Raw genomic sequence first — 23,728 nt, 5'->3', positions numbered from 1 at the left:
GGGCGGCCCGCCGCAGCGGACCGCCCTCGTCTGATCTGCCCGGCAGCGCCGGGATCGATCACTTCGCCGGGATCAGCAGCGCCTCATCCGTGCCGGCACGGTTGTCGGGAACGACGATCATCGTTCCCAGCGGCTTCTGCTTGGTCACCTGCTCCTTGTCGATGGTCACGTCGAAGCTGACCGCGGAGCCCTTCTTCGGCACGACGCCGTACTGGCCGTTCGAGATCGCCGGCGCCGACGGGTCGTAGACCGCCGACGACGAGAACTCGTCGCTGATCGAGTTGTCGACGATCGACGCGGCCTCGACGGTGTAGCTGAACGCGCCGTCCACGCCCAGCACACTGGCGTACATCGGCAGCAGGATCGTGCTGCTGTCGGTGGGCGCCTGCGCCATGAAGTACGGCCCGACGGTCTTGCCGGTGGCGTTGTCGGTGACGAACACCGCCGACTGGCCGTCGGCGTACCCGGTGGTGACCAGACCGTTGTCGGCGGCGAACACGACCTTGTCGGTGGTGCCGTCACGGTTCGTGTCGATCAGCACGTCGAACTCCGCCGACGCCGGGTTCGACCACCGCTTGTACGTGTTCACCGCGAACACCAGCATCGTGTCACCGTCATCGGTGGGTGCTGACTGCACGCCGGCGGCGCGCAGGTCGACACCGGGGTCGTCGACCTTCTTGCCGAGGTCGGACTTGTCACTCAGCCCCCACGTGTAGAAGTCGGCCGAGGCATCCAGCCCGCCCAGCAGGTTGCGCAGCGTCACCTTCTGGGTGCCGCCCTTGCGGGTGATGCTGTTCGGGATGACCGACCCGTGGGTCACGCGCACGTTGGCGTCGTTGCGGGGCACCAGCAGGTACGGCACCCGCAGCGTCGACGACGGGCTGTGGAACACGACGTCGCCCGAGAACTGGGAGAACCCGAACTGGTCGGCCAGTGACGAGCCCACGTCCGACGCCTTCGCGGCCAGGCTCACCACGACCGTGGCGGACTTGCCCGGCCGCACCGTGACGCGCGACGGGAACACCGACACCTTCGCCTTCGCGCTGGAGGCCGAAGCCGCGGTCGATGCGGTGTAGGTGACGGTCTTCTTGCCGTGGTTGTGCAGCGTGATCGTACGCACCTTGACGAACCCGAGGCTCGAGCTGTCGAACCCGAAGCTCACCGTCGGCTGCGACTGGCGCCCACTCGTGGTGCGGAACGTGTCGCCGGATGCGGTGACCTGCTCGCCCACGGCGGCCGCCGCGTCGACGAGCCCGACGCCGCCGACCGTGTTGTCTTGCCCGACGACCTTGTCAGGGTCGGCCGTGGTCGACAGCAACGAGGCGATGTCGGCGGCATCCCAGCCCGGGTGGGCCTGGACGACCAGTGCCGCCACGCCGGCGACGTGCGGGGTGGCCATCGAGGTGCCCGAGAGCACGGCCGAACCCGAGCCCGAGCCCACGGCGACCGACGAGATCGCCACGCCGGGCGCGGCGACGTCGGGGGCCACGGCGCTGTCACCCGAGCGCGGTCCGCCCGAGGTGAAGTCGGCGTAGTGCCGGTAGGTCGGGTTCGGTACCGTTCCGGGGGTGATGGTCGCGGACTGCCCGACCGCGGCCTTCAGCGCGGCATCGTCACCGTGTGCCACACCCAGCAGCGGGATCGTGAGGTCCTCGGGGATGTCGTTGCCCGGGTCGGCGGCCACCGGCCCGACGTAGGGCGGCAGGTCGTCGGTGTTGCTGACGATGAGCGCACTCGACGCTCCCGCATCCTGCGCCGCCAGGCCCTTGAACACGAGGGCGCAGGTGCCGCGCTGCGAGACGGCGAGCTGTCCGGCGCCGGCGGTGACGCCCGCCTTGACGTAGTCGTCCTTGTTGCAGCCGAGCGCCTCGTTCTCGTCGGTGGCGGGGTCGTCTTCGAGGTACACGACCTTCTGCGGCGGCACGTTCGACACGTCGGCGTTGTTCATGTTCACCGCGTCCAGGGTCGCCCCGGGCAGCGCGACCTTGGCGCCGGGCAATGTGGCGGCACTGTCGACGGCCGACACCGAGACCACGCCGCCGCCGACGCTGGGCGAACCGGCGAGGTACGGGTTGTGGCCCTCGTTGCCGGCGGCCGCGATGACCACCACGCCCGCGCCGACCGCGTTGGCGGCGGCGACGGCATCGGGGTCACCCGGCCGGCCGTAGGGCGAGCCGAGCGACATGTTGATCACGTCCATGCCGTGGTCGACCGCCCAGTCGATCGCCGGCACGACGACGTTCGTGCTGCCGGTGCACCCGAACACGCGCACCGCGTACAGGTCGGCCTGCGGGGCGACGCCCGGTCCGACCTTGAAGGTGTTCGACTCGGTGGTGTCGTCGTAGGGCCCGGTGTAGGTCGAGCCGTCGGCGAGCACACCGCTGCCGCCGGCGGTGCCGGCGACGTGGCTGCCGTGGCCCTGGCAGTCCAGCGGGTTGTCGTCGGGCTTGGGCACCGAGTCGGGGTCGTTCGCGTCATAGGCGTCGCCGACCAGGTCGACGCCGCCCTTCACACGCGGAGCGTTCGGGCCGAACCAGGCCGGGTTGGCGGGCTGAGCCTCGGCCGCGTGCGCCTGCTCGTAGGCGGCGACGGTGCCGGGGCCGCCGAAGTCGGCGTGGGTGTAGTCGATGCCGGTGTCGATGACGGCGATCTTGACGTTCTTGCCCGTGTATCCGGTGTTCTTCCACACCTGGGGGATGCCGAGGAACGGCACCGACACGGTGTTGTCGACCCGGTGGATCGGTGTGGGGTGCACGGCCTGCACGCCCGGCAGCGAGGCGAGCGCGTCGACCTGCGCCGCCGGGATGCTCACCTGGATGCCGTTGTAGGCCGACTGCATCTGCGCCTCGACGGTGCCGCCTTTGGCGCGGATCGTGCCGGTGACGGCGTCCTGCTCCTTCTTGAGCTTGCCCTTGATGGAGTTCCGCTCGGTCTTCGTGAGCTCACGGCCCTTGTCGGCCTGCACGACCGCGACGGGGTCGCCGGTCATCTGCACGATCACATCGACGCGCCGCGACGGGTCGGCGCCGACGGGTGTGAATCCCGAGGACACCTGGATCGGGGACGCCGCGGTGAAGCGCGCACCGGGATCGGAATCGGGGTTGTTGGCGGCCATCGCGGCCGATGCCGGGACGGTCAGCGCGAGTGCACCGACCGCGGCCAGTATCCGTTTGTACACAGCAGGATCTGCCTTCTCTTCGTTGAGTGATGCCCGGGCCGGCCCCGTTGTGCAGGGCTGAAAGGCACCAGAGAGCACGCTATGAGGAACCTGAACCATCGGTCAATGCCCGACACCGCGAATGAGAGGCGTCTCACGGACGCTGCCGCGCACCCGCGCCGTCTGACCGGTGCGCCTGGGCGGCACCCCGGCCCGTCGGTGTGGGACGATGCAGACGATGGATGCCACTGCCCGCGACGAACTGGCGAGGCTGCGCGCCCGCGCCTACGGGCCCGACGCCGACATCGCCGACGACCCGGAGGCGCTGCGTCGCCTGCGCGAGCTCGAGGCGCAATCGGTCCCGGACCGTCCGCACAACGCCGAGCCGCCACCGCCGCCCCCGCGCGACGCCGGGCCGCCGCCGACGCTCCCGTACGACGCCGAGCCCGCGCCGATCGTCCCGCACGACGCCGAGCCCCGGCCGACCTCCCCGCACGATGCCGAGGCCCAGCCGACCTCCCCGCACGACGCCGAGGCCCAGCCGACCTCCCGGCACGATGCCGAGCCCCGGCCGACCTCCCCGCACGATGACGCCCCCGATGCCGATGCGGCCGCTACAACCTCCGCCGGCGTCGCCGGTGCGGCCGACGGTGAGGAGTCGGCCGGGCACGCGGCATCCACCACCACCTGGCGCCGGCACCGGATCGCGTGGGCGTGGGCCGCCTCGCTCGTCGCGGCGGTCGCGCTGGCCGGCGGCCTGGGCTTTCTGGGCGGCAGCCTCTCGCACCACGGCCCGGGGCGGCAGATCGATTCGGTTCTGCCGGACCCCGACTTCGACTGGTCGAAGATCGGATTCGGCACCGAGAAGGACGCCGGTTACCACTACCGCGGCATGACCATCGCGCACGCACGCACCGACGTCGGCGACGGCAACAACGACGCCGAGTGCCTGATCGCCGTCCCCACCTCGAACCTGACCGGCGGATCGGGGATGGGCGCCGGCCCGATCTATTACGGGTGCGGTGCGGGCCCGTTCGGGCCCACCGTGCAGTTCACGGTGACGGCGCTGCTGCCGGCACCGCTGCGACAGGTGGTGCCACGCGGTCACGCCGTTCAGTTCGCGCTCGACGGCGATGAGCTCGTGGTGCTCACCGACGCGCCGTGATCGGACGAAACCGCTGCACGCCCAGATCGGGGTGATCGACGAACACGCCGTCGACGCCGGCATCCCGCAGCATCCCCCACTCGCCCGCGTAGTCGCCGAACCCGGCGGGTGAGTCGCCGCGGCGGAACGAGCGGGTCAGGAACGCGTTCTCGGGGCGGCAGGTCCAGGTGAACACGCGCAGCCCGCGCTCGTGCGCGTCGGCGACGATCGACGAGCGGCCGGTCGCGCGGCCGAGCCGGTCGGGGGCCAGCAGCATCCGCTTGTCGACGCTGATGCCGTCGACCGTGCCGGCCAACTCGTCCTGCCCGGCCGGCGAGGCGAACCAGGCGTAGGTGGGCGCTTCGTCGCCGTGGGCGGCGACCAGGTCGAAGGGGCGGCCGGATGCCTCGAGCAAGAACACATACTCCGCCACCACTCCGAGGCGGGCCAGTCGGCCAAGCACGGTCCGCTCGAACGACTCCACCACCAGCGGCCGCGCACCGCCGGCCCAACCGGCCGCGGCCAGCTCGTCGGCGACGAGGGAGGCGAGGTCCCACCCGAGCGCGGCGAAATACGTGGCGTGCTTGATCTCGAGGACCACGCCGATCGAGCGGCCTGCGGCGTCGGCGGCATCGGCCACCAGCTCGAGAACGTCGCGCAGCCGCAGCGGCGCCTCGTCACCGTCGAACGCCGCACTGCCGGGGCGCAGGTCGGGCAACCGCTCCCGACAGCGCAGGGTGCGCAAGTCGTCCCAGGTGAAATCCTCGGCGAACCACCCGGTCACCCGGTGCCCGTCGACCACGGCGGTGCGGCGCCGGTCGGCGAACTCGGGCCGGGATGCCACATCGGTGGTCGCCGAGATCTCGTTCTCGTGACGCACCACCAGCACGCCGTCGGCGCTCACGACGACGTCGGGCTCGACGGCATCCACCCCCTGCGCGAGCGCCAGCGCGTACGACGAGCGCGTGTGCTCGGGGCGGTACCCGGGCGCGCCGCGATGACCGATCACGAGGACGGATGCGGGCGGCACGCGATCAGGCTACCCGCGCCCCGCTCGGCGACCCCGCGGCGGGCGACGGATCCGCGCCGTTCAAAGGACAATCACAGCGCATCGCTGGTCGGGCGTCGGTCGCCCCGGCTATCGTGGAGGGCACAGCACCGTGCTGTTAACACAGAACTTCGGAGAGTGCGAGCATGGCTTCGGCTAACCCCGCCTTCAACAACCCCGCGTTCCAGGACCAGAGCGCGGTCCGCAGCTACCCGGGTGGACCCCAGGCCGCGAACATCGGCGGCCAGACCCAGACCGCCGCGTTCGCGCAGCAGGCGCAGGCCGCCGCGGTCAACGCGCAACTCGAGGGGCAGTTCGCCGCGCCCGCGGCGAGCGCGATCGAGACCCAGCGGATGACCGTCGAAGACACCGTCCTGAAGACCCTCGGCCTGTTCGCCGTGCTGGTCGTGACGGCCGTCGTCGGGTGGGTGTGGTCACTCGGCGGCGTCGTGGTGCGCCCCGACTCCACGGTGTCGATGCTGCCGTGGATCATCGGGCTGGCCGGCGGGTTCATCCTCGCCATGGTGGTGTCGTTCTCCAAGACGATCCGCCCCGCCCTGATCGTGTTGTACGCCGCGTTCGAGGGCCTGTTCGTCGGGTCGATCTCGGCGTTCTTCGAGGTGATGTACCCGGGCATCGTGCTGCAGGCCACGCTGGCAACCCTTGCGGTGGTCGGCGTCACCCTGGCGCTGTTCGCCAGCGGCAAGGTGCGGGCGTCGAAGCGGGCGAACAAGGTGTGGATGATCGCGATCATCGGCTACCTCGTGTTCCAGCTGATCAACGTCATCCTGATGTGGACCGGGGTGGTCAGCGCCGAGTACACGTTCGGTCTGTACAGCGCGAAGCTCTTCGGCACCATCCCGCTGGGCCTTGTCATCGGCGTGCTCGTGGTGATCATGGCCGCATACTCGCTGGTGCAGGACTTCGACTTCATCCAGCAGGGCGTGCGCAACCGCGTGGACCGCAAGTACGGCTGGCTCGGCGGCTTCGGCATCATGGTCACCGTCGTCTGGCTCTACATCGAGATCCTGCGGATCATCGCCATCGCACGCAGCAATTAGCACGTGCATCGCGTGTGAAGGGGGTCGCCCGACGGCGGCCCCCTTCGTCGTCTGTGCACCCGGCGGCGTAGCGGGTCGCCCGATGGGCGGACTACTACGTCGTCTGTGCATCCGGCGGCGCCCGTGGTCAGCGGAGCGCCCGGTGACGGCATCCGGTCGCGGTGCTCCCTACCCCACGCGGTGCCAGACGACAAGGGTCTGGCCGTGGCATCCGTCGCTGGTTAGTGTGACCGGATGGCCGCCGATGACACGCATCTCGACATCGCCGGGACCGATGTGCGCATCTCGCACCCCGATCGGATCGTCTTTCCCGAGCCCGGGCTGACCAAGCTCGACATCGTGCGCTACTACCTGGCCGTCGCCGACGGTGCGCTGCGCGGGGCGGGCGGGCGTCCGCTCGTGCTCAAACGGTTCGTGAAGGGCATCGACGCCGAGCCGTTCTTTCAGAAGCGCGTGCCCGAGAACCATCCCGCCTACATCGACACCGCCACGCTGCGGTACGCGTCGGGCACATCCGCTGAAGAGGCGGTGATCCGGGATGCCGCGGGCCTGGCCTGGCTGGTGAATCTGGGCTGCCTCGACCTGAACCCGCACCCGGTGCGCGCCGAGGATCTCGATCACCCCGACGAGCTGCGCGTCGACCTCGACCCGATGCCCGGCGTGGACTGGGCGCAGATCGTCGACGTCGCGTTCACCGTGCGCGACGTGCTCGACGAGAACGACCTGGTCGGCTGGCCGAAGACCAGCGGGTCGCGCGGCATCCACATCCTGGTGCGGATCCGACCGGAGTGGGACTTCGCCGAGGTGCGGCTGGCGGCCGAGGCGCTGGCGCGCGAGGTCGAGGCGCGGGCGCCCGGGCTTGCGACCGCGCGGTGGTGGAAGGAGGAGCGCGGCGAGAGCGTGTTCGTCGACTTCAACCAGAACGCGAAGGACCGCACCGTGGCATCCGCCTATTCGGTGCGGCCGCTGCCCGATGCCCGCGTGTCGACCCCGCTGACCTGGGAGGAACTGCGGGTGCGGCGGCCCGAGGAGTTCACGGTGCGCACCGTGCCGGCCCGTTTCGCCGAGCTCGGTGACCCGCACGCCGGCATCGACGACGCCGCCGGGTCGATCGCGGGACTGCTCGGGCTCGCCGAACGGCTCGGTCCAGCCGAGAAGCCGCCGCGCGGCACGAGCGCCGCAGGACGTCGCGCCTCGACCATGCCGCTCATCGAGATCGCGCGCACCAAGACCAAGCCCGAGGCCGAGGCCGCGCTCGCGCACTGGCAGCGGGCGCATGACGAGGTCGCCGGGATGCTGCACCCGGCCGACGTGCTCGTCGACGCGATGCGGGGGTCGAGCTCGCAGTGGTACCGCGTGCGGATCAACCTGCAGCACGTCCCCGAGGATCGTCGCCCCGCGCCCGAGCCGCTGCTGGCCGACTACGACCCCTGGGCCGGCCGCTGAAGCCGTGCGGCTTGGCCCCGTGCGCGTGTCTCAGAAAGTGCGGGTTCGGGCCGCAGCATCCCACATGTTGTGAGACACGCCCGCACGATCTTGTGCGACACCCCCGCACGGCATGTCTCAGAACGTGCGGGCTCGGGCCGCGGCATCCCGCATGTTGTGAGACACGCCCGCACGGCGTGTCTCAGAAAGTGCGGGCTCGGGCCGCGGCATCCCACATCTTGTGGGACACGCCGTCGCGAGACACGCCCCGTCACGTCAGGCACGCGCTCGTCGCCCATCCCGTGTCAGCCGGCGCGGCGGGAGGGCACGGCCAGCACGTCGCGCACCGCGCAGGCGAGGGCATCCATCACGTGTTCCGGGTCGACGCGCCGGGCCGCCTGCACGGCCTCGCGCGAGAGCCGCACGCGCAGGTCGACATCGCCCAGCACACGCACCAGCGCGTCCGTGAGCGCGGCGACGTCGCCATCGGGCACGAGCACACCACCGCCGTCCTGCAGCGCGTCGCGGGGACCGTACCGCACGTCGTACGCGACCACCGGACAGCCGTGCGCGAGCGCCTCGACGACCGCCAGCCCCTGCCCCTCGAACGCCGAGGTGAACAGCAGCACGGATGCCTCGTCCAGCACTCGTCCGGGATCGTCGGTCTGGCCGCACAGCACGACGTGCGCGGCCAGGCCGAGTTCGTCGATCAGACGCTGCAGCGCAGCGTGCTCGGCACCGGAGCCGTACACGTCGAGCCGCGCGTCGGGCACCTCCGCCACCACTCCGGCGAATGCGCGGATCGCATGGTCGATGCGCTTGCCGGGCGCGAGGCGGTTGAGCATGACGACGCGGCCGGGGCCGCGGTCGGCGGGCGGGGTGACGGATGCCGCAGCCGGCACACCGTGCGGCACCACGAGGTGCACGCCCTGAAGGCCGAAGCGCCGGCGCGCGTCGTCGCGCTGCTCGGCGGTCAGCCACAGCACGGCATCGAAGCGCTCGGCCAGCGCGAACCACCGCGACCACAGCGGGTTGACGGGGGCATCGGGACAGTATGGCGGCTCCAGGTGGATGGTGTGGATGGCGTGCACAAGTCGCACGCCCGGATCGTCCCATCCGGCGAGCAGCTCGCCCAGCTGGCGCGACTCGCACAGCACGACGACCGGCCGCTGCGGGTCGTCGCCGCGCAGACCCCGCACCACGTGGTGAAGCCACGCCCGATACAGTGCGCCGAAGCCGTCGAGCACGCCCAGCGTGTGCCCGGCGGCGTCCCGCACGACCACGGGCGCCGTGCTGACGTGCCAGTCCGGGTCGCCCACGATCACCGGCAGCGCGACCGCCCCGTCGGCCACGACCCGGTAGTCGAGCGCCGGATCCGGCTCGCCCGGGTGCGCGGCATCCACCAGCCAGCCGGCGGCCCCACCGGCAGGGTCGGATGCCTCGTCGAAGAGGTTGCGCATGCTCTCGGGCGAGACGATAAGGTCGCGCTCGTCGAACGCCGCCCGGTGGCGGGCATGGTCGGCCGCGGTACCCGGATCGACCGTGAGCAGCAGCGGACCGCGGCCGTCGTGCACCCCCGCTGCGGCCATCTGCCGGGCACGGGCGAGGGTGGCCAGCGTGTACCCGCCGTCGGTGTCGGGGATGAGCCGGCTCGACAGGACCACGTACTCCGCGTCGGGAAAGGTCGTCACCCCTCCATCCTGCCGCGGGCGGGCGGCGGAGGCATCCCGAACCCGCCCCTCATCCCGAACCCGCTCGCGCTCGCGGATGGGTTCGACGCGGCGCCAGGCGCGCGGCACGGGTCAGGCGCAGACCGCACCGCGAGCGGGCGGCCGCGGCATCCCGAACCCGCACACTCGCCGATGGGATCGACGCGGCGCCAGTCGCACGGCGCGGATCAGGCGCAGACCGCACCGCGGGCGGCGGTGGCGGAGGCATCCCGAACCCGCTCACTCTCGTGCATGGGTTCGGCGCGATGCGAGGCGCGCGGCGCGGGTCAGTCCCGGGGTGCCGCGCTACTCCCACTCGATGGTGGCCGGGGGCTTGCTCGTCACGTCGAGCACCACCCGGTTGACCTCGCGCACCTCGTTGATGATGCGGTTCGAGATGCGCGCCAGCACGTCGTACGGCAGGCGCGTCCAGTCCGCGGTCATCGCGTCTTCGCTCGAGACCGGGCGCAGCACGATCGGGTGGCCGTAGGTGCGCCCGTCGCCCTGCACGCCCACCGAGCGCACGTCGGCCAGCAGCACCACCGGGCACTGCCAGATCTCGCCGTCCAGTCCCGCGCGCGACAGCTCCTCACGTGCGATCGCGTCGGCGTCGCGCAGGATCTCGAGCCGGTCGCGGGTGACCTCGCCGATGATGCGGATGCCCAGGCCCGGCCCCGGGAACGGCTGTCGCGCCACGATCGCCTCGGGGATGCCGAGGTCGCGGCCGATCTGACGCACCTCGTCTTTGAACAACGTGCGCAGCGGCTCGATGAGCTCGAACTCGAGATCCTCGGGCAGCCCGCCCACGTTGTGGTGGCTCTTGATGTTCGCCGTTCCGGTGCCCCCGCCCGACTCCACCACGTCGGGGTAGAGCGTGCCCTGCACGAGGAACCGGATCGGCTCGCCGGATGCCGCGGCCTCGGCGACGAGCTCGCGCTGCACCTTCTCGAACGCGCGGATGAACTCCCGTCCGATGATCTTGCGCTTCTGCTCGGGATCGGTCACGCCGGCCAGGTGCTCGAGGAAGGTGTCGGCGGCATCCACCGTCACCAGTCGCACCCCGGTCGAGGCGACGTAGTCCTGCTCGACCTGCTCGCGCTCGCCCTTGCGCAACAGGCCGTGGTCGACGAACACCGCCGTCAGCTGGTCGCCGATCGCCTTGTGCACCAGCGCGGTCGAGACGGCCGAGTCGACGCCGCCCGACAGGGCCGAGATCACCCGGGCGTTGCCGACCTGTGCGCGGATGCGTTCGACCTGCTCGGCGATCACGTTGCCGCTGTTCCACGAGGCATCCAGCCCCGCGGCCTTGTGCAGGAAGTTCTCGAGCACCTGCTGGCCGTGGTCGGAGTGACGCACCTCCGGGTGCCACTGCACGCCGTAGAACCGTTTCCGGTCGTCGCCGAACGCGGCCACCGGGGTCGCCGGCGTCGAGGCGAGCACCGCGAACCCGGCCGGAGCTTTGGCGACCTGGTCACCGTGGCTCATCCACACGTTCTGCTCGGCAGGCTGCCCCGACAGCAGCACGCCGCCGTCGCCGCACACCGAGGCATCCGTCGCCCCGTACTCACGCAACCCGGTGTTGGCCACCTCGCCGCCGAGGGTCTGGGCCATCACCTGGAAGCCGTAGCAGATGCCCAGAGTCGGCAGGCCGAGGTCGAACACCGCCGGGTCGAGCTGCGGCGCACCCGGCTCGTACACCGACGAGGGGCCGCCCGAAAGGATCAGCGCGACCGGGTTGCGCTCGGCGATCTCGGAGGCGGTGGCGGTGTGCGGCACGATCTCGCTGTACACGCCGGCCTCGCGCACGCGCCGCGCGATCAGCTGCGCGTACTGCGCGCCGAAGTCGACGACGAGGACGGGGCGGTGCGCGGTCTGGGTCGGTTCGGTCACCGGGCTCCTTCGGGGGCGGGGGTGGAATCGGATGCCGCAGCCTCGCGCTCGGCGAGGTAGCGCTTCACGTCGCGCGCGACGATGGCCTCCATGATGAACGACAGGAACGGCACGACACCGCCGGCGGCGAGCATGATGAACCGCCAGAACTGCCAGCGCATGAGGCTCCACACCCGGAAGCAGCTGAACAGGTACACGACGTAGAACCAGCCGTGCACGATGAGGATCGTCATGTTCAGGTTGAGGCCGTTGCCCGTCGACTCCTGCCCGTGCGCGGTCTCGACCACCGGCGACAGGTAGAGGAAGCCGCCCGACCCGCCGAGGAACAGCTCTTGGTTGAAGCCGTACTTCATGATCATCTCGGCGACCAGCAGCAGCAGGAAGGTGCCGGTGATCACCGAGCAGATCTGGTAGAACTTCAGGGCCCCGCGGATGGCAGGGAAGGAGGCCAGCTTGGGGGCGACGGGCATGCCTCCATCCTACCGGCGGGTTCCCGGGCCCCGATCGTGCGGGTTCCCGGGCCCCGACCCGGCACGGCCACCGACGGGTGGCCCCGGGGCCCGACCTTGCGGCTGGCCCCGACGGGTGGCCCCGGCCGGCGTGGCCCCGACCCCGGCGGGTGGCCCGGCCCTGCCCGGTTTGGGGCGCATTCGTGCGCGAACGCCTGCACAGACGCGCCCCAAACGCACGAATCCGCCCCAAACCCCGGGGTGACCCGGGGTGAGCCGTGTCAGTCCTGCGCGGCGGCGTCCTCGAGCTCTTCGACTTCCTTCTCCCAGGCGTCCTTGGCGAGCCGATACCAGAGGTAGAACGCGAAGCCGGCGAACACCGCCCACTCGGCGGCGTAGAACAGGTTGAGCCAGTTCAGCCCGCCCTGCTCTTCGGGGATGTGCGACGAGATCGGCTGCAGGCCGCCCAGCGCGGTGTCGTCGGTCAGGTACGGCCGGTAGACGGCCAGATCGGCCACGTCGTGCCAGCGACCGAGCAGCGCCGCCGGCGACATCGTGGTGAGCGCGTACGGATCGTCGCGCGGCGGCAGCGCGGGGCCTTCGTCCGAGATCAGGCGCCCGGTCACGGTCGATGCGGCGGGGGATGCCGCGTTCAGCGCGGCTGCGGCATCCTTCGCCTGCGTCAGAGTGGGCGCCCAGCCGACCGCGACCGCCAGCGACGTCGGGGTCGCGGTGTCGAGGCGGAACTGTCCGGTGACCCAGAACCCCTCGACCCCGTCGTTCATGCGGCGCGAGACGACCAGGAAGTCGCCGGGCACGAAGTGGCCGCGCGCCGTCACCTTCTGCCCGACCAGCGGCGCGTTGAGGTACTGCCCCGGGGCGACGACCTCGTCGATGGGCACGATCTTCTCGGTCTGCCCCGGCTCGACCGGAACGGTGTCGAGGGCGCGCCCCAGCTGCCACTGCCCGAGCCAGGCGAACACGCCCGCGACCACCAGGCACAGGCCGAGCATCGCCAGCCAGCGCGGGCGCAGCATCACCTCGCGCAGCGTGGGCGGAAAGACCTCGGGCAGGTCGTCGGTGACGGGCTCGCTCATTCCACGCCGTAGGGGGCCACGACGACCTCGACGCGCTGGAACTCCTTGAGGTCGGAGTATCCGGTGGTGGCCATCGATTTGCGCAGGGCGCCGATGAGGTTCGCGGTGCCGTCGGCCACGGGTGCCGGGCCGTACAGGATCTCTTCGAGCGTGGCGACCTGTTCGATCTGCACGCGACGCCCGCGAGGCAGCTGCGGGTGGTGGGCCTCGGGGCCCCAGTGGTGGCCGCGGCCCGGGGCGTCGGTGGCGCGGGCGAGCGCGACACCCAGCATGACGGCATCCGCCCCCATCGCCAGGGCCTTCACGACCTCGCCCGAGGTGCCCACGCCGCCGTCGGCGATAACGTGCACGTAGCGGCCGCCGGACTCGTCCATGTAGTCGCGGCGCGCGCCGGCGACGTCGGCGACGGCGGTGGCCATCGGCGCGTGGATGCCGAGGGTCGCGCGGGTGGTGGATGCCGCTCCCCCGCCGAATCCGACGAGCACACCCGCCGCGCCGGTGCGCATCAGGTGCAGCGCCGCGGTGTAGGTGGCGGCGCCGCCGACGATCACCGGGACGTCGAGGTCGTAGATGAACTTCTTGAGGTTCAACGGTTCGGCGACGGATGACACGTGCTCGGCCGAGACGGTGGTGCCGCGGATCACGAACAGGTCGACGCCGGCGGCCACGACCGTCTCGTACAGTTCCTGGGTGCGCTGCGGGGTGAGCGAGCCCGCGACGGTGACCCCGGCCTCGCGGATCTGGGCGAGTCGGTCGCGCACCAGCTCGGGCTTGATCGGCTCGGCGTACAGCTCCTGCATGCGGCGGGTGGCGTCGGCGTCGGCCAGGCCCGCGATCTCGACCAGCAGCGGCTCGGGGTCGTCGTACCGGGTCCACAGGCCCTCGAGGTCGAGTACGCCCAGGCCCCCGAGCTTTCCGAGCATGATGGCGGTGGCGGGGCTGACCACCGAGTCCATCGGCGCGCCGATCACGGGGATGTCGAACTGGTACGCGTCGATCGACCAGGCCGTCGAGACGTCCTCGGGGTTGCGGGTGCGCCGCGAGGGCACCACCGCGATGTCGTCGAACGTGTACGCGCGGCGCGCGCGCTTCGCGCGCCCCAGCTCGATGTCCATGCTCACCCCTCCACCCTACCCGGGCGCCCGGACGCGGCATCCTGCGCCGGCGGCGCCCCGGCCGCCCGCGCACGACGGACCGCGGCCGAGGCTCGGTCGTCATGGGCCTGCGGCCCTGCCCGGCCGCCCGCGCCGTCCGCGCACTGCGCGGCAGGCGGACCCGATGGCGACTGCTCAAGCCACTCACAGGGTTCGGAGGATCACGCCTACCTCGGACGATTCCGCCCAGATCATCCGAAGAAGCAGGGATGCTCCGAACCCTGGGAACCGATCAGCGCTCACGCCGGGGGGCTTCTCGGGCTGCTGGCGCACCACGCGGCATCCCGAGCCGTCCGCGCACTGCGCGGCAGGCGGACCCGATGGCGACTGCTCGAGCCACTCACAGGGTTCGGAGGATCACGCGTACCTCGGACGATTCCGCCCGGATCATCCGAAGAAGCAGGGATGCTCCGAACCCTGGGAACCGATCAGCGCTCACGCCGCGCGGTGCAGACCGGCCGCGACAGCACGCCGGATGACGCGCTCCACGCCGGGCCAGTCGTGCACGACCTGGGCGTAGCTGAAGCGAAGCACGGTGTATCCGCGCAGCTGCAGCTCGGCATCGTGGGCGATGTCCTTCGTGCGCTGTGCGCTCGAGGAGTGGAACTCGTATCCGTCGATCTGCACGACGAGGCGCTCACCCACAAGCATGTCGACCGGCCGCCCGGCGAGCATCACCTGCTGCCGCACGCGCAGGCCCCACCGGCGCAGCGGCTCCACCACGAGGGTCTCGAGACCCGAGTCCGACAGCCCCATCACACGCCCGGCCAGGTCGCGGGCGGCCACCGTCGTCCACGGCAGGCTGCACAGGTACTCTGCGGCGAGCCGCTCGATGCGGGCCGCCGACTCCCACAATACGAGCGCCGTGTCGAACGGCTCACACATCGCGATGTGCGCGAGGGCATCTTCGACACTGCCCAGCAGGCTGCGCCCGCCCATCGGCATCATGGGCTTGGCCCAGTGCAGCACGCCTGGCCAGTCCGCGCCGAGCCTCGCCGACCCTGCGCGAGGATGCAAATGGAGGTGGATGGCGCTGCCCACACCTTCGGGCATCCACCACCCACGTCGCCGCGCCAGCGTGGTGCACGTGATTCTGCCCCCGGCGCGGGCGGCGGTGACCAGCTGCTCATCGGCGTCTGGCAACGCGAGCCATGCGCGGCGGATCAGCTGCGCACACCCCGCGCGCACGAATGCGCGCAGCAGAGCGAGCGCGAAGCCCGCGCGCAGCAGCTCGTCGCGGTGAGCGACGCCGCCGCGGGAGCGCAGCCATCCGGCGAGTTCGTGAAAGGTCTGCATGCGTGCAGTCTGCTCGTGCGCAGCACCCACCATGGCCGCGGAGAGCACATCCGTGGACAACTTGTGCGAGAGGTGCGCTGTGGAGGCGGCGAGTGTCCCCATCTCCACGCGCAGACTTCGGAGCATCCCACGAACTTCGGATGCCACAGCCCACAACGGTCCGAGATCCGCGCGATCCTCCGAACCCTGTGAGCCCCGGGCGCGATGCGCCCCGGGCGCGATGCGCCCCCGCACCCGGTGTGCCCCGGGCGCGGTGTGCCCCGTACGCGGTGAGCCCGGGGCGGCGAGTGTCCCCATCTCCACGCACAGACTTCGGAGCATCCCACGAACTTCGGATGCCACAGACCACAACGGTCCGAAATCCGCGCGATCCTCCGAACCCTGTGAGCCCCGGACCGGTGTGCCGCGGGCGCGGTGATCCAGGGGCCCAGGGGCGGGGTGCGCCCCGGGCGCCCCGCGCACGACGGACCGCGACCGGGGCTCGGTCGTCATGGGCCTACGGCCCTGCCCGGGTGCCTAACGCTTGTAGTTGGGTGCCTCGACCACGATCTGCACATCGTGGGGGTGCGACTCTTTGAGCCCTGCGGCCGTGATCCGCACGAACTTGCCGCGCTGCTTGAGCTCGTCGACGGTGCGGGCGCCGACGTAGAACATCGACTGCCGCAGCCCGCCGATCAGCTGGTAGACCACTGCGGCCAGCGGGCCGCGGTACGCGACCTGGCCCTCGATCCCCTCGGGGATGAGCTTGTCGTCGCTGGGCACGTCGGCCTGGAAGTAGCGGTCCTTGGAATACGAGGTCTTCTTGCCGCGGGTCTGCAGCGCACCCAGCGACCCCATACCGCGGTACTGCTTGAACTGCTTGCCGCCCTGGAACACGATCTCGCCGGGGGCCTCGTCGGTGCCGGCGAACAGCGACCCGATCATCACCGAGTCCGCACCGGCGACCAGCGCCTTCGCGATGTCGCCGGAGTACTGCAGCCCGCCGTCGGCGACCACCGGCACGCCGGCCTCGCGCGCGGCGAGGGATGCCTCGTACACAGCGGTCACCTGGGGGACGCCGACGCCCGCCACGATGCGGGTCGTGCAGATGGATCCCGGGCCCACGCCGACCTTGACGGCATCCACCCCCGCGTCGATGAGCGCCTGCGCGCCCTCACGGGTGGCGACGTTGCCGCCGATCACGTCGACGTCGGCGAACGACGGGTCGGCCTTCAGGCGCGTGACGATGTCGATGACTCCCGCCGACTGTCCGTTCGCGGTGTCGACCACGATGACGTCGACGCCGGCGTCGCGCAGCGCCTCGGCCCGCTCCCACGCGTCACCGAAGAACCCGATCGCGGCGCCCACGCGCAGCCGCCCCTGCTCGTCCTTGGTGGCCAGCGGGTACTTCTCGCTCTTGTCGAAGTCCTTGATCGTGATGAGCCCGGCGAGCTTGCCGTCGTCGTCGATCAGCGGCAGCTTCTCGACGCGGTGCTTCGCGAACGTCGCGATGACCTCGCCGGCGCTGATGCCGACCGGCCCGGTGATCAGCCCCTCGCTGGTCATCACGTCGCGCACCTTGGTGGTCTGTCGTTCGAAGCCCGACACGAACCGCATGTCGCGGTTGGTGATGATGCCGACCAGGCGTCCCTCGTCGTCGACCACGGGCAGGCCCGAGATGCGGTATTGCGCGCACAGCGCGTCGACCTCTTCGATCGTCGCATCGGGGGTCGTCGTGATCGGGTCGGTGATCATGCCGGATTCGCTGCGCTTGACCTGGTCGACCATGCCGGCCTGCTCGGCGATCGACATGTTGCGGTGCAGGATGCCGATGCCGCCCTGGCGCGCGATGGCGATCGCCATGCGTGCCTCGGTCACCGTGTCCATCGCCGCCGACAGCAGCGGCGTGGCGACGGTGATGCGCCGGGTCACCCGTGAGGACGTGTCGGCCTCGCTGGGGATGACGTCGGTGTGCCCCGGAAGCAGCAGCACGTCGTCGTAGGTGAGACCGACGAAGCCGAACGGGTCGGGCTGTTCCATGAAGGCTCCTCTCGCGCCCGGCGGCGCGCTCTGACGCGATGAGCGGCGAAAGCCCCGGGCGCAGACAAGCCGGGCACGCCGCCGTCCTCAATTGTAAACGCGACGCGCCCGGGCGAATTCCCGGCATCCACGCGTTCGCAGGCCCCGCGATCGCACGCCGTGACGGGGCCGCCCTGGTCACGAACTGTGCACGTTCGTGACCCGGATGTAGGAGAACGACCCCTCGGGGGGCTACGCTCGGACCGTCACGCTGGGCGGCGCCGGATCCCGACGGCACCGCGACGGACTCAATGTGGAGGTTGCGTGAGACACAGGACAGCGGCGCTTCGCCGACCCCGAAGATGGCGCGTCCCCCTGCTGGGAACGGCGGCTGCGGCACTGATCGTGCTGGCCGTACCGGTGGGGGCGGCGATGGCACAGCAGACGCCGGGCGCGACGGCGGGCACGGCCGTGCATGCGGCACCGGCCGTGGTGACGCAGGTCGCGGCGGCGACGGATGCCTCGAGAGCGGCGACGATCACGCACCGGGCACCGACGGACGAGAACGCGCCCAAGACCGACTTCTACTTCGCCGGCAGCATCAAGTTCGACGACAAGCCGCTTGAGGGCGTCGTCGTGAAGATCAGTGGCAACGGGTTCGAGTCCGAGACCAAGACCGACGCGAACGGCCGCTGGAAGCTGTATGTGCCCGAGAAGGCGAAGTACACCCTGACCGTCGACGAGTCCACCCTGCCCAAGGGCGTCATCGTGGCGGGCGAGTCGGCGTCGCAGGAGGTCGAGTTCGGACTGACGAGCACCAAGATCGTCAACCTGTTCCTCGGCAAGGGCGAACGCGTCACCGAGTCGATCTGGGCGCAGCTGCTCTCGCGCGGGGTGCAGGGGCTGAACTTCGGCCTGCTGCTGGGCCTGGCGTCGATGGGCGCGGCCCTGATCTACGGCACCACGAAGCTGGCGAACTTCGCACACGCCGAAATGGTGACCTGGGGCGGCCTTGTCGCCTTCATGGCCACCGGGATGTGGGGCCTGCCGCTGTGGCTGGGCCTGGTGCTCGCGGTCGGCGGCGGTGGGCTGCTGGGTCTGGGCATGGATGCCGGCCTCTGGCGGCCGCTGCGGCACAAGGGCCTGGGCACCGTGCAGGTGATGATCGTCAGCATCGGCCTCTCGCTGGCGCTGCGGTACTTCTTCCAGTTCCTGGTCGGCGGCGGCACCATGCAGCTGCCCGGTGCGAGCCCCGAGCCGTTGCACTTCGGTCCCATCTCGCTGTCGTACATCGACCTGATCAGCATGGGGGTGAGCCTGGTCGCGATCCTCGCGGTCGCCTACTTCCTCACCCGCACCCGCATCGGCAAGGCGACCCGGGCCATCTCCGACAACCCGCAGCTGGCCGCGGCATCCGGCATCGACGTCGACGGAGTGATCCGCATCGTCTGGGTGCTGGCCGGTGTGCTGGCGGCGACCTCGGGCATCCTGTGGGCCTACTACCGTCCCGGGGTGAAGTGGGACATGGGCGTCCAGATGCTGCTGCTGATCTTCTCGGCGATGACCCTCGGCGGACTGGGCACCGCGTTCGGCGCCCTGGTCGGCTCGATCATCGTCGGGGTCGCGATCGAGGTGTCGACGCTGTGGATCCCGTCGGATCTGAAGTACGCGAGCGCACTGATCGTGCTGATCATCATCCTCCTGGTACGACCGCAGGGTCTGCTCGGGCGCAGGGAAAGGCTGGGCTGAGTCATGGATTGGGGAAGCATCTTCGGCAACACCGCCGTCTATCTGGTCAGCCCGGTCACGATCGCATACGCGCTGGCGGCGACGGGCCTGGCCGTGCACTTCGGCTACGGCGGTCTGCTCAACTTCGGTATGGCCGCGTTCATGGCCGTCGGCGGATACGGCTATGCGATCTCGGTGCTCTCGTTCGGCCTGCCCTGGTGGCTGGGCATGCTCATCGGTCTTGCCGCCGGGGCGCTGTTCGCCCTGATCCTGGGCATCCCGACCCTGCGGCTGCGCGCCGACTACCTCGCCATCGCGACGATCGCGGCGGCCGAGATCGTGCGACTGCTGCTGCTCACGCAGGTGTTCGAGAAGTGGACGGGCGGTTCGGCGGGCCTGGCCGGCTACCACGCCGGGTTCCGTTCGGCGAACCCGTTCCCGCCCGGCACGTACGGGTTCGGCCCGTGGACGTTCAACCAGAACGAGCTGTGGGAGCGGGTGTTCGGCGTGATCCTGCTGGCCCTGGCGATCCTGCTGGTGTGGGCGCTGATGCGCAGCCCGTGGGGCCGGGTGCTCAAGGGCATCCGCGAAGACGAAGACGCGGTGCGCTCGCTCGGCAAGAACGTGTTCGCCTACAAGATGCAGTCGCTGGTGGTCGGCGGTGTCATCGGCGCGGCCGGCGGCATCGTGTTCGTGCTGCCGTCGGCGGCGGTGCCGGGCAGCTACTCGACGTCGCTGACGTTCTTCCTGTGGACGATCCTGCTGCTGGGCGGTGCCGCGACGATCTTCGGGCCGACGCTGGGCACCCTCATCTTCTGGGTGGTGTTCGCGTTCCTGGGCAACCTGCTGCCCGACCTGGCCAGTGCCGGTTGGCTGCCCATCTCGTCGTTCCAAGCCGCCACGATCCGCTTCATCCTGGTGGGCATCGCGCTCATGCTGCTGGTGATCTTCCGGCCGCAGGGCATCCTCGGTGACAAGAGGGAGATGACCTTTGTCAAGTAACGAGCCACGCAACGAGCCACGTGACGAGCAGAACGTCGAGCGCTCGAACGACGAGCCGACCGGCCTACCCGCCGACGACGTACCGGCCGCGACCGAACCGGCCCCGGCCGAACCGGCCGCGACCGAGCCGGCGGCCACGACCAGTGGCATCCACCGTCCCAAGTCGACGGGACTGGCCACCGGCGAAGCCGCACCCGGTGTGCCGAAGAAGGACCCGATCCTCGTCATCGACGGCGTCACCCGCCGCTTCGGCGGACTCAACGCCGTCGACGTCGAGCACCTCGAGATCCCGCGCGGCGCCATCACCGCCCTCATCGGCCCCAACGGTGCCGGAAAGACGACGCTGTTCAACCTGCTGTGCGGGTTCGACCGGCCGAACTCCGGAAACTGGTCGTACGACGGCCGTCAGCTGGCGGGCGTCCCGTCGTTCAAGGTCGCCCGCATGGGCCAGGTGCGCACGTTCCAGCTGACGAAGGCGCTGTCGCTCTTGACCGTGCTCGAGAACATGAAGCTCGGCGCCCGCGACCAGACCGGCGAGCGGTTCTGGACGTCGCTGCTGCCGTTCGTCTGGCGCGGCCGGGAGCGCGAGATCGAGCAGAAGGCGCGGGAGCTGCTGGCGCGGTTCAAGCTCGACACCAAAGAGAAGGACTTCGCCGCATCCCTCTCGGGCGGGCAGCGCAAGCTGCTCGAGATGGCACGTGCGCTCATGTGCGACCCCCAGCTGGTGATGCTCGACGAGCCGATGGCGGGGGTCAACCCGGCGCTGACCCAGTCGCTGCTCGGTCACATCCTCGAGTTGAAGGATGCCGGCACCACGGTGCTGTTCGTCGAGCACGACATGCACATGGTGCGGCACATCGCCGACTGGGTGGTGGTGATGGCCGAAGGGCGCGTGGTGGCCGAGGGTCCGCCCGACGAGGTGATGACCGATCCGGCCGTCGTGGACGCCTACCTGGGCAGCCACCAGGACGTCGACCTGGGCGTGGTCACCGGCCGTATCGAGGGTGAGTTGAACACGTCGGCGATCAACCTGCTCGAAGAGATCGAAGAGGTGCGCGAAGAGTCGGCCGAGGGTGGGGATGCCACGGCCGGCGCGGATGCGCGCGATGAGGCATCCGACACCGGGCCCGAGGCATCCGGAACCGACGCGAAGGGGGGCCGGTCATGAGCGACGCACAGCCGGTGGTGGAACTGAGCGACGTGCACGCCGGGTACCTGCCGGGCGTGAACATCCTGAACGGCGCGAACCTGGTGGCGCATCAGGGCGAGCTGGTCGGCATCATCGGCCCGAACGGCGCCGGCAAGTCGACGCTGCTGAAGGCGATCTTCGGGCTCGTGCAGGTGCGCTCGGGCGACATCCGGGTCAACGGCGAGAGCATCGTCGGGCTGAAGGCCGACAAGCTGGTCGCCCGCGGGGTGGCGTTCGTCCCGCAGACCAACAACGTGTTCCCGTCGCTGACGATCGCCGAGAACCTGCAGATGGGCCTGTTCCAGAAGCCGAAGGTCTACGCCGAGCGGCTGGAGTTCGTGACCGGCATCTTCGCCGAGCTGGGCGGGCGGTTGAACCAGCGCGCTGGCTCGCTGTCGGGCGGCGAGCGGCAGATGGTCGCCATGTGCCGCGCGCTGATGATGGACCCGTCGGTGCTGCTGCTGGACGAGCCGTCGGCGGGTCTGTCGCCGGTGCGCCAGGACGACGCGTTCATCCGGGTCTCGGACATCAACAAGGCCGGGGTGACCACGATCATGGTGGAGCAGAACGCGCGCCGCTGCCTGCAGATCTGCGACCGCGGCTATGTGCTCGACCAGGGCCGCGACGCCTACGAGGGCACCGGCCGCGAGCTGCTGAACGACCCCAAGGTCATCGGCCTGTACCTGGGCACGCTGGGGGCGGACGCCGCCTGAGCCGGTCTCGGCCACGAACGAGGGATGCCGCGGGCCCGCGGCATCCCTCGTCGCTTGTCCGTCGCCGCCCGCCGCCCGCCCTCGTCATCTTTGTGTTGTCGTGCCGCTCGTGCCGACGTGCCGACGCCACCGGGCGCCCCGCTACGTGTGGGAGTCCCCCGCGCGAGAGCGCACCGGGAACGCGCCGCCACGCGTGCGACTCCCCCGCGCGCGCGACCCGGGTCCGCGTTCCCCGCGCCACCCGACGCAAAGGGCCCCGGGTCGCCCCGGGGCCCTCGCGTGTGCGGTCAGATCAGTTCTGCCGCGTGTAGGTGTTGTCGGCGTTGTACTTGAAGATGCCGATCACGGCGCCGTGAGGGTCGCCCTTGTCGTCGAACTTGCTCTCACCGGAGTATCCGACGTAGGCCGGGGTTCCGCCGTCGGCGAGGATCTTCGCGCATTCGCTGAAGCTCTTGCACTCCTTGCCGTCACCGGTGCCGCCCGAGACCTCCTGCATCTTCGCGGCCATGTCCTTGCCGACCGTGGACTTCGCGTCCAGCGCCGACAGGGCCATCAGCACGACCGCGTCGTAGGCCTCGGCCGCGTAGGTGAAGTCCTTCAGCTCCGAGTTGCCCTCGCCCTTCCAGAACGTCTGCAGACGCTGCTGGAAGTCGTCCGACAGCGCCGGTCCGGGGCGGGTGCCCTGGGCGCCTTCGAGCGAGACCGGCATGTCCTTCTTGTTCGAGTAGTCCACGGTGTTGCCGTCGACCAGGTAGAAGCTCGACGCCTTCAGACCGGCGTTCACCAGCAGCGGGCCGATCGTCTTGAACTGGTCGAACGAGACCACCGCGACCGCGTCGGGGTTGGCCGCCTTGATCGTGGACACCTGCGAGTCGAACTGCGCGTCACCGACGTTGAACGACGCCTCGGCGACGACCTTGCCGCCCGAGCCCTCGAACGTGGTCTTGATCGCGTCGGCCAGACCGGTGCCGTACGGGTCGTTCTGGTAGATGATGCCCAGCGACTCGTGACCGTCTTCGGCGATGAGGTTGCCGAGCGTCTCGCCCTGCAGCAGGTCGCTCGGTGCGGTGCGGAAGAACAGGCCGTTCTTGCCGGGGAAGTCGGTGAAGTCCGGCGACGTGTTCGACGGCGACACGGTGAGGATGCCGGCCGCGACGTTCCCGTCCAGGATCAGCTTGGTGACGCCGGATGCCGCGGCCCCGACCATGCCGGTGATGCCGGCGCTGCGCAGCTTGGTCACCGACGTCTCGTACGCCTTGGTGTCGGTGTCGCCCTCATCGGCCGAGGTGTAGTCGATCGTGATGCCGGCCTTGGCGTCGTTGACCTCCTTGACCGCCAGTCCGACACCGGCCTCCATGGGCGGGCCGAGGAACGCCAGCGAGCCGGTCTGCGGCAGCAGCGACCCCATCTTCAGGGTGAGTTCGGTGGCCGGCCCCTTGTTGCCGCTGTTCGTGTCGCTCGGGTTCGACGAACCGCTGCACCCCGCCAACACGACGGCCGCAGCGCCTGCAAGCGCGATCGCGGCGATCGCCTTGCCGCGGCGGAAGCCATTCAATCCGTTCATGGTGCTCCTTTGCTTGAACGTGGTTGTGCCACAGTGGGTGATCCCACCTTATGGGAGGTGGCGCGGATCATCACCGAACCCGTATATCGGTGCGCTAACGATCA

General features: G+C 70.5%; 17 protein-coding genes. 7 read left to right on the top strand and 10 right to left on the bottom strand.

The genetic code is table 11. The features are described 5' to 3' along the window. Positions 1-58: 58 nt before the first annotated feature. Complete coding sequence (locus H577_RS0110720) at positions 59-3,178, bottom strand: S8 family peptidase (RefSeq protein ID WP_029145947.1); 3,120 nt, start codon at positions 3,176-3,178, stop codon at positions 59-61. 217 nt (positions 3,179-3,395) lie between these two features. On the opposite strand from H577_RS0110720, the gene H577_RS0110715 reads away from it, so the two are divergent. Beyond that, complete coding sequence (locus H577_RS0110715) at positions 3,396-4,322, top strand: hypothetical protein (protein WP_029145946.1); 927 nt, start codon at positions 3,396-3,398, stop codon at positions 4,320-4,322. On the opposite strand, the gene H577_RS0110710 is transcribed toward H577_RS0110715, so the two are convergent. Beyond that, a complete protein-coding gene (locus H577_RS0110710) occupies positions 4,306-5,331 on the bottom strand; it encodes a glycerophosphodiester phosphodiesterase family protein (RefSeq protein ID WP_029145945.1) in 1,026 nt (341 codons plus the stop codon). The two genes, H577_RS0110715 and H577_RS0110710, sit on opposite strands and share 17 nt — an antisense overlap. Before the next feature lie 164 nt (positions 5,332-5,495). Between H577_RS0110710 and H577_RS0110705 the strand changes: the two genes are divergently transcribed. Together H577_RS0110705 and ligD are read left to right on the top strand one after the other, a co-directional pair. Further along, positions 5,496-6,410: a Bax inhibitor-1/YccA family protein gene (locus H577_RS0110705; protein WP_029145944.1), complete on the top strand. Its 915-nt coding sequence runs from the start codon at positions 5,496-5,498 to the stop codon at positions 6,408-6,410. Between the two features lie 234 nt (positions 6,411-6,644). After that, on the top strand, positions 6,645-7,856 hold the full coding sequence (gene ligD, locus H577_RS0110700; protein WP_029145943.1) for a non-homologous end-joining DNA ligase: 1,212 nt from the start codon (positions 6,645-6,647) through the stop codon (positions 7,854-7,856). A gap of 284 nt (positions 7,857-8,140) precedes the next feature. On the opposite strand, the gene H577_RS0110695 is transcribed toward ligD, so the two are convergent. From H577_RS0110695 to guaB, 7 genes are all read right to left on the bottom strand, one after another. Next, positions 8,141-9,526: a glycosyltransferase gene (locus tag H577_RS0110695; RefSeq protein WP_029145942.1), complete on the bottom strand. Its 1,386-nt coding sequence runs from the start codon at positions 9,524-9,526 to the stop codon at positions 8,141-8,143. 324 nt (positions 9,527-9,850) lie between these two features. Continuing rightward, the gene (guaA, locus tag H577_RS0110690; protein ID WP_029145941.1) at positions 9,851-11,434 is read right to left on the bottom strand and encodes a glutamine-hydrolyzing GMP synthase; all 1,584 of its coding nucleotides are present in this window, start codon (positions 11,432-11,434) and stop codon (positions 9,851-9,853) included. Next, the gene (locus tag H577_RS0110685; RefSeq protein WP_029145940.1) at positions 11,431-11,904 is read right to left on the bottom strand and encodes a DUF3817 domain-containing protein; all 474 of its coding nucleotides are present in this window, start codon (positions 11,902-11,904) and stop codon (positions 11,431-11,433) included. Before H577_RS0110685 ends, guaA begins: the two co-directional genes overlap by 4 nt. A gap of 260 nt (positions 11,905-12,164) precedes the next feature. Beyond that, positions 12,165-12,980, bottom strand: a complete 816-nt coding sequence (locus tag H577_RS0110680) for an SURF1 family protein (RefSeq protein WP_036284647.1) — start codon at positions 12,978-12,980, stop codon at positions 12,165-12,167. Continuing rightward, positions 12,977-14,095, bottom strand: a complete 1,119-nt coding sequence (locus tag H577_RS0110675; protein WP_029145938.1) for a GuaB3 family IMP dehydrogenase-related protein — start codon at positions 14,093-14,095, stop codon at positions 12,977-12,979. Before H577_RS0110675 ends, H577_RS0110680 begins: the two co-directional genes overlap by 4 nt. Before the next feature lie 474 nt (positions 14,096-14,569). Next, positions 14,570-15,430 (bottom strand): endonuclease domain-containing protein, encoded by an 861-nt coding sequence (locus H577_RS0110670; RefSeq protein WP_036284643.1) that lies wholly within the window; start codon positions 15,428-15,430, stop codon positions 14,570-14,572. Positions 15,431-15,946: 516 nt separating this feature from the next. After that, positions 15,947-17,449 (bottom strand): IMP dehydrogenase, encoded by a 1,503-nt coding sequence (gene guaB / locus H577_RS0110665; protein ID WP_029145936.1) that lies wholly within the window; start codon positions 17,447-17,449, stop codon positions 15,947-15,949. A gap of 411 nt (positions 17,450-17,860) precedes the next feature. Between guaB and H577_RS0110660 the strand changes: the two genes are divergently transcribed. From H577_RS0110660 to H577_RS0110645, 4 genes are all read left to right on the top strand, one after another. Continuing rightward, the gene (locus tag H577_RS0110660; protein WP_084516119.1) at positions 17,861-19,177 is read left to right on the top strand and encodes a branched-chain amino acid ABC transporter permease; all 1,317 of its coding nucleotides are present in this window, start codon (positions 17,861-17,863) and stop codon (positions 19,175-19,177) included. 3 nt (positions 19,178-19,180) lie between these two features. Further along, positions 19,181-20,158: a branched-chain amino acid ABC transporter permease gene (locus H577_RS0110655; RefSeq protein ID WP_029145934.1), complete on the top strand. Its 978-nt coding sequence runs from the start codon at positions 19,181-19,183 to the stop codon at positions 20,156-20,158. 148 nt (positions 20,159-20,306) lie between these two features. After that, entirely contained in the window at positions 20,307-21,326 is a 1,020-nt protein-coding gene (locus H577_RS0110650) for an ABC transporter ATP-binding protein (RefSeq protein ID WP_051191965.1), read from the top strand. Then, on the top strand, positions 21,323-22,060 hold the full coding sequence (locus H577_RS0110645; RefSeq protein ID WP_029145932.1) for an ABC transporter ATP-binding protein: 738 nt from the start codon (positions 21,323-21,325) through the stop codon (positions 22,058-22,060). The genes H577_RS0110650 and H577_RS0110645 overlap by 4 nt, the downstream gene beginning before the upstream one ends. A 292-nt stretch (positions 22,061-22,352) precedes the next feature. On the opposite strand, the gene H577_RS0110640 is transcribed toward H577_RS0110645, so the two are convergent. Then, positions 22,353-23,624 carry an ABC transporter substrate-binding protein gene (locus H577_RS0110640; RefSeq protein ID WP_029145931.1) on the bottom strand — a complete coding sequence of 424 codons (1,272 nt, stop codon included), beginning with the start codon at positions 23,622-23,624 and terminating at the stop codon, positions 22,353-22,355. Between the last annotated feature and the right edge of the window lie 104 nt (positions 23,625-23,728).

Origin of the sequence: Microbacterium luticocti DSM 19459, assembly GCF_000422405.1 — a bacterium.
GTDB lineage: Bacteria > Actinomycetota > Actinomycetes > Actinomycetales > Microbacteriaceae > Microbacterium > Microbacterium luticocti.
Note: the sequence above shows the minus strand (reverse complement) of the source record. Positions and strands in the feature narration are given on the sequence as shown.